This window comes from Paraburkholderia bryophila (assembly GCF_003269035.1).
Taxonomy (GTDB): domain Bacteria; phylum Pseudomonadota; class Gammaproteobacteria; order Burkholderiales; family Burkholderiaceae; genus Paraburkholderia; species Paraburkholderia bryophila.
In genome coordinates this window covers 18,189-31,479 of sequence record NZ_QLTK01000038.1, presented here as the reverse complement: position 1 = coordinate 31,479, position 13,291 = coordinate 18,189, and the positions used below count along the sequence as shown (strand labels likewise).

The 13,291-nt window shown below is 64.8% G+C and carries 7 protein-coding genes; all 7 read right to left on the bottom strand.

Going from position 1 to position 13,291, the window contains the following annotated elements; genetic code table 11:
- Positions 1 to 111: 111 nt before the first annotated feature.
- The 7 genes from pelG to BX591_RS32310 all read right to left on the bottom strand — a co-directional run bounded on the left by pelG (position 112) and on the right by BX591_RS32310 (position 12,873).
- The gene (pelG, locus tag BX591_RS32340) at positions 112 to 1,485 is read right to left on the bottom strand and encodes an exopolysaccharide Pel transporter PelG (RefSeq protein WP_111935385.1); all 1,374 of its coding nucleotides are present in this window, start codon (positions 1,483 to 1,485) and stop codon (positions 112 to 114) included.
- The gene (gene pelF / locus BX591_RS32335; protein WP_111935384.1) at positions 1,485 to 3,143 is read right to left on the bottom strand and encodes a GT4 family glycosyltransferase PelF; all 1,659 of its coding nucleotides are present in this window, start codon (positions 3,141 to 3,143) and stop codon (positions 1,485 to 1,487) included. The genes pelG and pelF overlap by 1 nt, the downstream gene beginning before the upstream one ends.
- On the bottom strand, positions 3,140 to 4,150 hold the full coding sequence (locus tag BX591_RS32330; RefSeq protein WP_111935383.1) for a hypothetical protein: 1,011 nt from the start codon (positions 4,148 to 4,150) through the stop codon (positions 3,140 to 3,142). The genes pelF and BX591_RS32330 overlap by 4 nt, the downstream gene beginning before the upstream one ends.
- Entirely contained in the window at positions 4,143 to 5,555 is a 1,413-nt protein-coding gene (locus BX591_RS32325; RefSeq protein ID WP_111935411.1) for a PelD GGDEF domain-containing protein, read from the bottom strand. Before BX591_RS32325 ends, BX591_RS32330 begins: the two co-directional genes overlap by 8 nt.
- An 82-nt stretch (positions 5,556 to 5,637) precedes the next feature.
- Entirely contained in the window at positions 5,638 to 6,189 is a 552-nt protein-coding gene (locus BX591_RS32320; RefSeq protein WP_111935382.1) for a penicillin-binding protein activator LpoB, read from the bottom strand.
- 35 nt (positions 6,190 to 6,224) lie between these two features.
- Entirely contained in the window at positions 6,225 to 10,199 is a 3,975-nt protein-coding gene (locus BX591_RS32315; RefSeq protein ID WP_111935381.1) for a tetratricopeptide repeat protein, read from the bottom strand.
- Positions 10,192 to 12,873 (bottom strand): bifunctional glycoside hydrolase/polysaccharide deacetylase family protein, encoded by a 2,682-nt coding sequence (locus BX591_RS32310; RefSeq protein WP_420849449.1) that lies wholly within the window; start codon positions 12,871 to 12,873, stop codon positions 10,192 to 10,194. The genes BX591_RS32315 and BX591_RS32310 overlap by 8 nt, the downstream gene beginning before the upstream one ends.
- Positions 12,874 to 13,291: the final 418 nt, after the last annotated feature.

Here is a 13,291-nt window from a genome sequence, read left to right as displayed (position 1 = left end):
TGAGGGCAAGGCGCAGGCACGCCGCTTCGATTCACACAACGCGCCAGGCTCTCACCGTATGAACGGCAAGCCAGCCACGATCTTGAACCGAAAAACGGCAGCGCCGCTCCTTCAACCCCGCAACATATACGTTTCGTATTCCAATGACATGAATTTTCTATCGAGCACTTTCACGGACGCCACTACGACAACCAGCAACGCCAGTGCGAAACCATAGCCGTAGTAGTCCGGGCCGAGCCTGAGCGTGATACCGGTAAACAGCCCGTTCAGCAGCACGAAACCGGCGGTCAGCCGCAGCACCATGCGCCGTCCGTCCAGATAGAAGAACACGTTGAGCAGCCCCAGCAACAGCACCTGCAGGCTCGCCGACACGACGTCGACCACGAGCAGCGGCAGATACAGCGGCGAAATACCGAGCGAAGCCAGCACGTGCTCGCCGAAAGCGACGATCAGCAACAGCACGATGGTCTGCACCTTGATGATTTCGTACAGGCCGGCGCGTACGCTGCCCACCATCATGTCGCGCATTTCGTTGATGTGACGCAGCGTGGCGCCGCTGCGCACCGCGTTGTAAAACGCGTCGTAATACTCGACGAAATCCGCTTCGATGCGCACGAGGAAGGTCGCCATGCCCGGCATCACGCACACATACGCGATAAAAATCGGAATGTCGTAAATCACCGACGCATGCAGCGGCCCGATCACGCTGGTGCCCGTGCCGGGCGAATACCAGAACATGAACTTGTCGAGCCACACGCCGATATTGAACAGCAGCCCAACCAGCGCCAGACTCGGATAGGCGAAACGCCGCTCGAACACTTCGAACGAAATGAACCGCTCGGAACGGTAGTTGCGATAGATCAGCCCCGACAAGCCGGCCAGCAGCACGATATGGCCCGCGACAAACCCGCCGAGCAAGCCAACCAGCCCATAGCCGTTCAACGCCAGCGCAAGACACACCACGCACGCATAGCCGACGAAGAACACCACCAGAATCTGCCGGTACTGCTTCACGCTCGACAGAAAAATGACGGCGATCCAGATATTGCTGACCACCACGAAGCCCGTGATCATCAACAGACGGTAGATCACCGGCTCGCCGCGAAACCCCACCAGCGTCGCAATGACGGCCACCACGGCCGCCAGCAGCGACGACACCAGCACCACGCCGTTATAGTTCGACAGCACCAGATCGTCGCGCTTCTCGAACAGCCGGTCCGAAATGAAACGCGTGAACGACAGTTGCAACGGCCCGGTCAGGATCAGGCTCAACGCGATCAGATAGGTGACCGAGACCTGGAACTGCACGATCGCGAACGTCGGTATCACCGAGGTGAGACTGATCAGCCCGATAATCAGAATGCCGAAGATCGACAGAATCAGCGGCCCTGAGCTGATCAAGCCCGCGTAAGCATAAGCGCGCGCCACGCCCATCAGCGTGTCGCGGCGCATGATCTTGCGCAATTCGAAGCCAATCCCCGCCATTAGCGTGTCTCCTGCGATGGAACGGACGCCGCGGTCTGCGCACGCGCGCCCGCTCCGTTCGTTTGAGTGCCATGGTTCACCGGGCAGCGCGCGGCGTCGCCGCCCGCAGCGTTGGCTTGACGATCCGGCAGCGCGGCCAGCCGCTCGTACAGAACCCGATAGCGGTCGATCATCTGCGTCTTCGTGTAGTAGCGGCGCACGCGCGCGAGGCCCGCCTGCTGCGCGGCCAGCCAGCGCGCCTCGTCGGCGAGCAGCGACTGCACCGCGTGGGCGAACGCAGCCGGGTCCGCGAGTTGCACCACCATGCCGGCCGAGCCGAGCGCGCGGTCTTCTTCGTCGACGCCTTCGATCAGCTGCCGGCACGAACCCACGTCGGTCGTGATGGCGGGCACGCCGGCCGCGAAGCCCTCCAGCACCACCAGCGGCAGCGCCTCGCTGATCGAGGTCAGCGCAATCACGTCGACCTGCGGCAGCATCTCGTCGATACGCTGGAAGCCGAGGAATTTCACATGCCGGCCGAGCCCGAGACTCTCCACCAACGCACGGCATTCGAGCGCATAGGCGGGATCTTCCTCTTCCGGCCCGATGATCCAACCTTCCAGATCGGGTAGATTGCGCGAGGCGATAAAGATCGAACGGATGAAGGTCTTGATGTCCTTGATAGGCACCACCCGGCCGATCAGCGCCACCACGCGGTGCGCGCGCGGCTTGCGCAGCGCCACCAGCGGCGCCAGACCGTCGACGTCGATACCGTTCGGTATGCATTGCGTGCGCTCGGCACGCGCGCCGTCGGTAATCTGGCGCTGGCGGTTCGTCTCGTACAACGCGACGATATCGTCGGCGGCGTCGTAAGCGAGCTTGCCGATCGCCTCGAAGAAGCGCACCCACAACTCACGGAAATAGCTGACGCGCGAGATATCGCGCTCGAACACGCCGCGGTTGTCGCGAATCCACTGGCTTTGCAGCAAGTCGATCTTGCGTTCTTTCGTATAGATGCCGTGTTCCGAGATCAGCAACGGCCGGCCGGTGCGGTAGTGCATCAGCGCGCCGAGGAAGCCGCCGTAACCGGTCGACACCGTGTGGTACACCCGCGCCGGCAGCAGCTTTTCGGCCACGCGCGCGAGTTGCCACAGCGGCTTGTGCATGATCCGCACGGTCCAGAAATAGTCGGTGAACGACGGATCGGTGCAGTACTTCTGATACTGATCGACGATCGTGTCCCACGCCGCGCGGCTCGACAGAAACTCCGCCTCGTTCAGCGCGCCGTTCTCGCCCAGCATCGGAATCATGCTGGCCATCAACGCGCCGGCGTCCACGCCGCTGCGCGTGTCGCGCAACGCATCGTGTAATTCCTGCGAGCGCGCGAAGGCCGCGGCGTCGCCGGCGACCGCGCGCGGTTGCGGCAGGTCGGCCGACACCGACTCGTACAGAAAGTGCGTTTCGATATGCACCACGTTATCCGGCAACGCGTACGCCACGCCCGTATAGTCCGCGAGGCGGCTGCCGATGAACACGATCGCGAAACGGGTCGTCGGATAGGCGCGGATCATTTCGTTGACCCAGCTCGACACCCCGCCGCGCACGAACGGGAACGTGCCTTCGAGCAGCAGGCAGACATCGGCGTCGGCGGCGCGACGTACAGGAAGTTCTTTGATCATGACCAGTACTTCACCACCGGTTTGAGTGTGGGCAACGCGGCCGCGTTACCCAGCGAGCCGAGCAGTTGCGACACGCTGGCATAGTCGCCGCGCAGGAAATCCGCCTCCGCCAGCCACGGCACCAGACGTTCGCGCGGAAAGCCCAGTTCCAGCGCCCGCGCAATGTGTTCGTGGGCGGCATCCGGCAGACCGTTGGCCAGCGCGAGACGGCCGCGAATCAGCCACAGCGCCGCATCGCTCTGATCGGTTTCGAGCGCTGCCTGCGCGTAGCGGTCGGCCTGTTGCAGCGTGTGCCGGTAGACCGCGCCCTGCACCAGGTTCTGGTACACGAGTTCGAAATAGAGCTCCGCCAGCAGACGGTTGAGCGAGTGGCGCTCGGCGTCGCTGCCGGTTGCTTCCAGCGCTTTGCCGGTGCGGAATATCTTCTGCATGATTTCGTTCTCGGCGTGATCCAGCGTGCCGTACGCAATCAAACGAATGTCTTCCAGCGGATCGGCGAGCAGTTCGCGCAACAAGGTGCCGGTGGTACGGGTCGGCATGCTCTGGATCGCTACCAGCGCCGACAAACGGTCGGTGGCCGACACCTGGGTATTCGCAAGGCGCGCCTGCAGGCGCGCACCGCCGCCGTGCGACACCCGCGACACCAGATAGGTAACGAATTCTGGGCGTGGCACGTCGGTAAGCTGATCGCTCTCCTTGCGGCCGGGGAACAGCGCGGCCCAGATGCAACTGACCAGCACCACGACGCCGCCGAACAGCGGCACGAACGTGCAGGCCGCCCACAGGAACAGCAACGACATCGCCCGAGGTTCGCGATAGCGCGGCGGCAACCAGCCGCGCAAGGCGATGGCCTCGGCGAGGCCCGCCACGGCCTGCAGCGCGAGAAAGCGCAGCAGCGGGTCGAACGCGCCGGCCGGCGCCAGCAGGCTCGCGACCGCCAGATACTGGACGACCACGGCCACCAGCGCCGCCAGCACGCTCACGAGAAGAGACAGGGGCTTAGACATCGAGGCCGCTTCGTTTGAGAAGACGCAGCAACGCCGCGCCCGGCTCGTCGCCCTCGAGGTGCAGCGTATGAACGCCCACCCGCGCGTGTTCCAGGTCGGTGTTGAACTGGGCCGTGAGGCTCGCTTCGATCCGCGCCAGATAACCCTCGATCCCGGTCGTGTCGGTGGCCGGCATCAGGTTCACCAGCACCGATTGTTTCGCGGTCTGCACCGGCCACATCACGTCGAGCGAACGACGGCGACGCATCACGTGTTCGAACAGCGAATCGCCCTCTTCGTCGCGCGGGAACGCCAGCGCCACCAGCGACGACGCCACGCCCGCCTTCTGCTGCAGGCGCGTCAGGCGGCTCAGGTCGAGCGCGAATTCGTACGGGCAATCCGGCACGCTGTCGAGAATGCGCTGCACGAACGCGGAATGCTCGACGCCGTCGGCGTAGTAACCGAGCAGCACCAGCAGCAGTTGCAGGTTGTCGAAATTGAGCGACAGGAACGGCATGCGCTTGACGATCAGCAGCGCGCGCAATTCGCCGTCGGCCGACACCAGCGGCGCGCAAACCAGATACTGGCTGACCGGCACCACCGTGTCTTCGTTCTTCAGATGCGCGACGCTCAGCGTGGCGAGCGCGTGCATCACGAGTTCGTCGTTCGCTTCGAGTTCGAAGGCGTCGCCGATCTGCGCGATCGCCTGGGTGCCGAGCTTGCCGTCACGCACCGGGTACAGGGCCGCCACTTCGATCTGGCAGGCCTGCGCGACGAATTCGAGCAAGCCGCTCGCACCGGTCAACGTGCCGCCTGGCGCGGCAGCGGCCGGCACGGCCAGCGCCGTGTCCGTCGCCACCGACAGCCGGCGCAGTTCGGTGATCGAATCGCGCAGCGTGGTCGGGCGGGACAACAGGTCTTTCTCGAGCCGCTCGTGCGAGAGGCGCATCAGATAGTGACTGTTGGTCAGCGCGACGAGCCGGTCGTTCAGGTAATCGTTCAGCGACGACGCACGCTCGGCGCGGCTGCCCCACGTGTCGCCGAAATGCCCGGCGAGAATGGTCTGGATCAGGCCGCCCGCGAAAAACATCGCGGGAAACGCGTTGCCGTGCGGATAAAAGAAGGACCATGCGCCCAGCATGATCACGCCGGACAGCAGACCGAGCAGGCTGCCGTAGCGCAGCGCCACCAGCAGCGACACCAGCCACACCCACGGGTAGCCGGCGTGCAGCAGGAGCGGGTCCTCGGGATGAAGCCAGCGCGTCAGGGCCAGCACGGCCACCACGAGCGCGATGGTTTCCACGATCGCGAACGGCCGCGCCACCGCGGGCGCCAGAAAGCGGCGCACGCGTCCGAGATTGCCGAACGGATGCGCATGGCGCGGCTTCGAGGCGCCCGGGTTGTTTTCCACGGCTGCGGTATTCACGGCCATTTCCTTTTCACTTGTCGTATCGGGTTCCGGTGCGCGGTCCGCGCTTCACGCGCCAGCCGGCCACCCGGGGATAAGCTTACTGACGCGCCTGCAACGGCGACAGCACCTTGGCGATCAGCGAGCTGGCCACGCTCGACAGACCCGAGCGGCTCCAGCCGGTACGCGTACCGGTCGCGCTCCACACCACGGCGCCGTTCGACACGTCGATCAGTTCGAACGTCACGCCGACCACCGGCTCGCCGTCCACGCCGGTCTTGTAACGCCATTCCTCGACGGCGCCCGACAACACGTAACGGGCATTCTGCGAGCGCGCCCAGTCGAGCGCCTTGTCGCCGTCGGCGCGTTGCGTCGTGTCGAACATCGCGTTGCGGCTGGCATCGGCCGGTGCAATACGCACGTCCGAAATGCCGCCGGCGCGCAGCGTGTTCGCCGCGATCGATTCGGCGCTATGACCCGCGTCGGGCGTTTCAGTGTAGTTGGCGATCGACACCACCGCCACTTTGTCGCCGCGCGAGAGCGTCGGAGCCGAGGTTTGACGCACCGTGCCGCAAGCGCTCACGATCAGGGCCAGCGTGGTTGCCGCGACACACCAGGCGCTGGTTCGAGCCAATTGTTTGATGCCGTACATGAAGAATTCTCCTTGGATGGATTCGAAACCGGGATTCAGTAAAACCAGCTATACCGCGCGCCGATCTGGGTCACAGGCGTGCCCAGACGCGACACACGCTGATGTGAGAAAAACAGTGCCGCATGGTCGCCGCCGAACACCGTGCCCGCGAGACCGAGGCTGACTTCCGGCCCCCAGCCCTGGAGCGTGTCGTGCAGCATGCCGACGTCGAGAAACGGCCGCCACGCACGCGTGTACTGCTCGAGCAGATCGTTGCCGAAACCGAAGAAAAGCCCGTATTGCGAGTACGTCTGCGGGACGAACGACGCTGCGGTGGCGGGACCCGCGGCCACCGGAATCAGCCGCGAAATCAGGCCGTCGGCCGCGCCGCTGGCGCTGTAGTCGCCGTGCGCGCCGATCAGCCGTATCGTGTAGTCGGGGTAGTTGGTGCGGATCCGATAGCCGATCTCGCCCGTCGACAGCACACCGCTGCCCAGGTAGTGACGCGCCTGGCTATAGAAGCGATCGGCTTCGACCGTGCCGGTTGCATACAGGTGCTGCGTTGCGTGATAAGTGACCGTGCCGATCACGTTGTCCTTCACGCCACCGATCTGCAGCGCCTGCGATTCCAGCGCCGTCTGGTTACGGCCGGCCTTGAGCTCGAACGACAGCGGCGAGTTTCTGCCCCACTCCGCGGCCACCGCGACGGTGTAGAAGCTGTCGAGCGCCTCGCGGCGACCCGCGCTCACCTGGAAGGCGGTGTCGTAGGTTTGCCGGCGGGCGAAAAACTCCACCGAGCGATCGATCGCTGGGACCTCGGTGAGCTGCGAGGTATCGGTCGAATGCTGGAAGCGCTGAACCCCGGTCACGCCGACCATGTACAGATCGGCAACCTTGATGCTGCCCGCGAGCGTTTGCTCGATGTAGTCGAGCGGATGCTCGACATAGCTCGTGACCGTGGCGTCGAGCGATTGCGGCCAGCCCAGCGCGGTCTCCTGCAAGCGGCTATGCATTTCCGGATCGTCAGGGGCGCCTTCGAGTCCCTGGAACGAGAGCTCTTCGGCCGCGCCCGGACGGTCGACCTCGATCGACGCATCGATCCGGTTGTAGAGCGGCAAGTGCGAGCCTTGTTGATCCAGCAGACGCTCCATGGCGGGCTTGTCGTCGTCGGCGAGCGCGATCGCGATCAGTTGCTCCGAAGGCTGCAGCAGCACGGACGCGTACTGGCGCGCCAGCCAGCGCTTCGCCAGCGGATTCGCTTCACGCGACATGGCCCAGGCCAGCGCCACGTCGCGCGCCACCGACGAAGTCAGACGCGCCTGATCCGGCGCCGCCGTGGCTTTGGTCGGCTTGAGTTGCGCGGGCGGCAGGCCCGGCGTATCGCCGAGCAGCGTGCGGCGCACCTCCGTGTGGTCGTTGCGACCGGCGTCGGTCGCGAGCAGATCCGTCAGGAACGCCTTCGACACATCCCCGTTGGCGAAGATCGAGGCAAGCGTTACGCGGCGGCCGAGCAACTGCTCACGCACGTCCGCGCCCTGCGACGTCCGCGTGCGCAACGCAACCTGCCCTGCCGCGTTGTTGGCGCGGATGTCGGCCCCGTCCTTCTGCATCTGGCGCCAGACGTTGCGCCGGATCGACCAGGCGAGATCGGTGCGACCGGCCATCTCCTGCGCTTCCGCGTAGGTCAGTTGCCAGAGCGGATCGCGCGACATGGAGGCCGACTGCAGGCGCAGATACCTGAGCGCCGCTTCCGGACGGTTCAGACGCATCTGCGCGGCGGCCAGCGGCCCCCACAAGGCGGGTGCCTGGGCGGGCGCGTCGCGCCACTGGGCCACCGCGTCGCGCAATTGCGCTCCGTTGCCGTAGTCGACCAGCGTCCACAGCAACGCGGCGCGCAACTCAAGCGAGGCGCCAGGCAGCTTCACGGCGGCCTGCAGGTCGTGCAGCGCGTCGTATGGACGGTCGACCTCGAGATAATATTCGGCCCGTGCCTGCAGGAAAGCCGGATCGCGTTCGGCCGCGCTCACTTGCGCGGGCGACAGGCTTGCCAGCAACTGCGCGACGCGATCGAACTGCTCCGCGATGGTGTAATAGTGAATCGCCGCCTGCAGCGCGAGTGGCGACTGGTCGCGACGGAATTGCAGCTCGGACGTGCGAGCCGCATCGACCGGATACGCGTCGTAGAAGTACGTCATCGCGCTCAGGTCTTCGGGTGTCGCCTGATTGCTTGCCAACAGATGCTTGTACGCGTCGTTCGCCATGTCGTCGCGTTGCAGCAGACGGGCGAGTTGCGCGGCATTGCGCCAGAACAGCACGTCGTCGTCTTTCGCGCCCTTGCGTGCCGCGAGGAGTGCGTCGAGCGCACCCTTGTAGTCGCCGTGACGATACAACATGCTCGCCGTGTGCAGCGCGTATTGCGTATTGTCCGGATAGAGCTGGTTCAGCTTGCGGTAGTACGTCAGTGCTTCGTCGTCGTGACCGGAGCGCTCGGCGAGCAACCCCAGCCGGGAATCGATCGCTTCGGCCGGAGAATTGTGTTGACGGCCGCGCAGGAAAGCCAGCGCGTCGTCAGGACGACCGAGACGTTCATAGGTCGCGACCACGGAATCGAGCAGCTTGAGATCGCCGGGCGCCGCATTGGACGCCTGAATCAACGCCGCCAGATAGGCGTTGTCGTCGTTCAGCATCGGCGCGAGACGCATCACGTTTTTCCAGCCGTCCGGATCCTGCGTGAGCTGCGAATAGGCGAGCCACATCTGCAAGGCGAGCGGCGACGCATGATTCCATTCGGCGACCTGAGCGAGACGTTTGGCCCAGACCGCCGAGCCCGGATTCTTCTGGACCTGTTCGGTCGCCACGCGCTGCGCGTTCGGCAAATCGTTCGATTCGAGGAAAGACTGATACAGCAAGCCCTGGACGTCGGTCCCCGACGCGGCGGCTGCCGGAGCAGCGGATGCCGCGCTCGCGCCCGATGCCGCCGCAACGGACGCAGCACCGGTCGCATTCACCGCCGCAGCCACCCGCACGACGTGCACATCGCCCCGGCCGTGCGTACCGATCCGCATCACCGCGCCGGAACCGGCTTGCGGACCGTCCATATATGCGTACGGCCGCTGCGAGCCGTCCCGCTGCTCGCGCTCGCGGATAAACGCGACCAGCCGCAGCGCACCGCCGTCGTCCGGCCGAGCCTGCGCATAGCCGGCCAGCGCCTTCGCGTAACGATCGACCAGGTCCGGACGATGCGCCGCGCGCGCCAGATTCAGCAAAACGATCAGCGTCTCGTGATCGTGGGCAAAAGCCGCGCCGTGGCGATCAGCGGCGGCGAGCGCGTCGTCGAGCAGATTGCCGCTTTGCAGCGCCCGGATGCCTTCGATAAAGCACTGGCGCTGCGCGTCGAACGTCGCGGCGCCTGCCTGCAGACGGAACCAGCCGTCGGCCGCGCCGCGATAGTCGCCGCCGTACATCGCGAAGCGCACTACCTCGCGATTCCAGCGCGTTTGCTGCGCCGGGTCCTGGACCGCGAGGCGCGCATACAGTTGCTCCGCGAGTTGTTGCGCATTCACCGATGCAGCCATCTCCGCCAACATTTGCAGGTCGGCGGTCGACCACGACAGCGCGGCCGCATTCGCGAGCTGCGCGCGCAGACGCACCAGCGCGGCATCGCGCTCCGGGTCGTCGACGGGCAACGCAAAGATCTCGCGCGTATCGACGGTCAGATGCAGCAACAGCCCCGCGCGGTGCATCGCGTCGGACGGCATGGCCTCCATGCGCACGGCGATCCGCCGTGCGTCTTCGTTGCGGCCCAGCTGCACGTATTGCGTGCCGAGCACCTGCAGGAACTCGGTGTTGTCGGGCTGCACGCGCAGCCACGCTTCCAGATAGGCGATGCTCAGGTCGCTGGGCGCGTCGGTCGAGGTCATCCGGCTGCGCAGACCACCGCGCGGATGCACGACGTACAGCGTCATCAGCACGACACCCGCGAGCAGCAGGACGAGCCAGGTCGGCGCGATGCGAGGGCGGGTATCAACCACAGGCGGCCTCGACTGACAGATAGTTCAGTTTCGTGCCGATATCGGCTGGCGTGTCGAAACGCAGGAACTCGCCGTCGCGACGCGCCGCGACCGGCTGGTTGTTGATGCTGATCCGGCACGACTGCGCGTTCGCCAGCTTGACGAACGGCAAGTAATGGCCGGCAAATTCAAAATGCATACCCTGTGGTGTACGACGGAAATTGCGCACGAAACCGTTGGCTTCGGCGATATACGGCACGCTCGCCGCTCCACCCAGCGCGAAGCGCGCATTGCCGTCGTCGATGTGGATATAGGTGCCGTCCGGACCGTTGGAGAAACCGGTCACACCCTGCGCCGTGTCGAGCGACGGTCTGGCGGTCTGCGGCCAATGCAGTTCGCGCACCGAGCCGTCGCCACGCACCACCCAGCCGCCTTGCGGGCCCACCTCTTTCGCCACGGCAAACGTGCGCCAGTCCAGCACCTTGCGGATGTACTCGGTCACATACACCGGCATGACGGGCTGCTTGAGCACCGTCGAGAAGATCTGGTCGAGCGCGCGCAAAGACGCCACCTTGGTGCCGCTGTACATGTGGTAGTAGACGTCGATCGGCTTGAAACGCAGCGGACGGTCAGTCATCGCGTACGTTTCGAGTACGCGCGAAAAGCCATAGAACGGGCCTTGCCAGTCGTTCGTGTAGACGTTCTCGTCCTGGTTCGGTGCATAGACCTGATAAGCGCCCGGACCTTTGTCGACGCCGATCGGCGCGATATTGGTCCAGCTGTTGGCCGACTTCGTGATAACGGTGTCGCCGCCGTTGAAGTTATAGACGCCGGCTTCGTACACCTTGCGCACGACGAACGCGGGCGGCTGGCAATCGCCGGACCATTGCAGCATCACGGTCTTCTTGCCGGGGGGCGCGAGGCGCGAGTTGATGTAGTCGATCGACCCGGTGATCTCACGGTCGATATTGAATTTATAGCCCGGAATATTCAGCGAGAATGCCGCATCGCCGCCGCCCACGTCTACCTGGGCGCCAGTCTTGTTGTCGACATGTTCCCATTGGAAAGGATGCGAATACGTGTGCGTGCCGATCTCCACGTTCGGCAGCGCGAACATCTTGCGGGCGATTTCCTCGAGACGCGGCGAGATGTCCGCATGCAGTCCCTTCGCACCGACCTCGCCTTCAATCACCGACAGCGTCATCGGCACTTTATAGCGGCTGAAAATCTGCTGGTACAGCGCCTCGCCCGAATAATCGGGACCCGGAAATTCGGCACGCGACGCGAAGCCGTCACCGTCCACATGCGACATGAACAGACGGCGGCCGTTTTCGGTCGTAACGCTCGGCGACGGCAGGTCTTGCAGATGCAGCGCGGCTTTCATGAAAGCCATCGGCTGAATCGCCCAGCGTTCCTGCTCGATGCTGTCGAGCGAAGCCACGGTGTACGGGCTCAGCGCATAGCCGCCCCACGGGGTAAGCGCGATCTGGTCGACCAGCACGCCATTGGCCGAGATGCGCAGCAGCGACTGGCTGCGAGATCCGACGCGCACACCCAGTAAATCGCGCGGCTCGGGTTTCGGATTGATTTCAAAGCCGACCATGGGATCGCTCTTGACCACCGAGACCGGTGCGGCCAGCGTGCCGCTCACGTCTTGCAGATCGAGCGCAGCGCCGCCCGAACCGGCGGCGTCGAAACCGAACTGGCCGAGAAACGCGATCGGCACATGGTCCGTGATACGGGCAGCGACCCAGCGTTGCCAGGCTTCGGGATCGGGCGCCGCGCCGCGCTGGATCCACGCGACCACGCCGGCATAACGATCCGGCGAAATGTTGTCCGGCAGACGCGACGAGAAATCGGCGTACTCGACGTCGTAACCCATGTAATTGAGCGGCGTGGCCAGATCGCGCACACCGGCGCTCAAGTCGAGCGGTTCCCTGGTGTCGCGGTCCTGAACGACGAGAATCTTGCGCGGCAACACTTCGATCCGGCCGATGCCGATCACGTCGCGCGCGCGGCTGGTCACGTACGGCAGCATGCCGGCCGCCACCACGCGGGCCGCCGTTTCGCGGGCGCACTGACGATCGTTGCGTGCGCAGTACTCGACCGAGACGACCGGCACACCGGTCTGCTGGGTAAAGGCGCGCGCCTTCGCGAGGCGCTCCGCGCGCTGCGCTTCGGGCACCTCGTTCGGCCGGCCGCTATCGCCCAGTCCGCGGACGAGCGACTCTCCGACCACCGCGTACAGCGATGTCGCATACGGCAGTGCGGCCTGCGTGACGTCGGCGCCGCCGGCGACCAGTCGCGCATCCGGATGCATCTCGCGAATGCGCGGGGCCGCGGCGATCGCGACCGGCGTTTCAAGCAGGAATCCACGATAGCCGCGCCGCCACAACGGCTCGACCTGACTGGTGATAAACGCTTCGGCGGTGTCACCGGACTGGCCGGCGGTAGTGCGCGCGATCCACGTTGTGTGGCGCAGCGGATGAGCGAGCGGCTCGAATCCCGTGGCGGGGTCGACCACGACGGCGTCGAACGCCTGCAGTTCGCCGACCGGCGGATTGGCCGCGTAGAAGAAAGCGAGATTGGGCGGGGCCGTGGCAACGCCAGTGGCGGCCGCTGCCGACGGCAATGGCGCGGCCTGGAGGTGAACGCCAAGCGGGGCAACGACGCACGACCCAAGCAGTACTGCAATCAAGGTGCGCCGGAGAAACCGTTCGCCGGTTCGTTCAGCTACCTTGCGAGAATTCCCGCCGGCCCGTGTCCCGGTCCGCTTCTTCATAGCCAAAATCTTTTCCCCGTTCTCTACTGACTGAACACGAGCGGCGATATCTCCACAGGGAGAAAATTACCGCTTGCTGATTTTTGAGCCGGCCTGTTTGGCATTAATTACGTAACCCAATCCGGCGTTGCGCCGGATGCAAAACCGGCCTGTTGTATTTGTTTCTTGTTAAGGCCGTGGAAGATAGCACATGACTTGAGTCGTCTCAAGCTAGCTTCAGCCATTGTTGACAATCCCGCGTCTGAATACAACGCAATGCATCTGCTTGAATCTCAAGGCAAACGATTGCGCGTCGAAGGCGCTGTCCGGCCAAGCCTGGTTTATGTGTTGG

Excerpts from the sequence above, each read along its gene's own strand:
- pelG (WP_111935385.1), bottom strand. The coding sequence starts at position 1,485 with ATGGCGGGGATTGGCTTCGAATTGCGCAAGATCATGCGCCGCGACACG.
- pelF (WP_111935384.1), bottom strand. The coding sequence starts at position 3,143 with ATGATCAAAGAACTTCCTGTACGTCGCGCCGCCGACGCCGATGTCTGC.
- BX591_RS32320 (WP_111935382.1), bottom strand. The coding sequence starts at position 6,189 with ATGTACGGCATCAAACAATTGGCTCGAACCAGCGCCTGGTGTGTCGCG.
- BX591_RS32330 (WP_111935383.1), bottom strand. The coding sequence starts at position 4,150 with ATGTCTAAGCCCCTGTCTCTTCTCGTGAGCGTGCTGGCGGCGCTGGTG.